This is a genomic window from Methylobacterium sp. WL18, assembly GCF_008040015.1.
Taxonomy (GTDB): domain Bacteria; phylum Pseudomonadota; class Alphaproteobacteria; order Rhizobiales; family Beijerinckiaceae; genus Methylobacterium; species Methylobacterium mesophilicum.
Window position 1 is genome coordinate 1 of record NZ_VRVD01001248.1, and the last position, 586, is coordinate 586.

1 pseudogene is annotated in these 586 nt (G+C 74.2%); it reads right to left on the reverse strand.

What is annotated here, in order from left to right:
- Window positions 1-586, reverse strand: a pseudogene (locus tag FV228_RS32135) (hypothetical protein); the annotation flags it as partial.

Sequence of the window (586 nt, forward strand, 5' to 3'; positions counted from 1 at the left end):
GGGGCGGCCCGGGCGGCCAGCGTCAGCGCCCGGTCGATCACCGGCCCCGCCACCAGCGGCACGAAGCCGGAGGCGATGTAGAGCCCGCGGAACTGAAACATCCCGAGGATCAGCCCGGGCCAGAGGAATAGCGCGGCGACCGACCAGGCCCGCCGCTGCGGACCGCGCCACGCCATCCCGCTCGCGGCCAGAGTCGCGAGGACGACGACCGGGTAGAAGACGAGCATCTCCCAGCGCCCCTGGGCCACGGATTTCCGCACCGACGCCATCTCGTTGACCGTGAGCAGCCAATGGTCCCGGACCAGGGGCGTCATCCCGGGGAACGGTCCGTCGAGGCAGACCGGAAAGGCGCAGGCGAACCCTCCCAGCAGGACGACGCCGCAGGCGATGGCCAGGGTGAGGCGCGTGCGGCCCGTGGCGCGGGACCGGTCCAGGACGACGGCTGCGGCGCCGAAGACGAGCCCACCGGTCGCCAGCCACAGCCAGGGCGGGGAGAGGGCGTCGCAGCGCGTAGCGGTCCAGAGGCCGGGGGCGGTCTGCGCGGCGAACAGGAGCGGCGCTGCCAGGCCGAGGCCGAGCCCGAAGC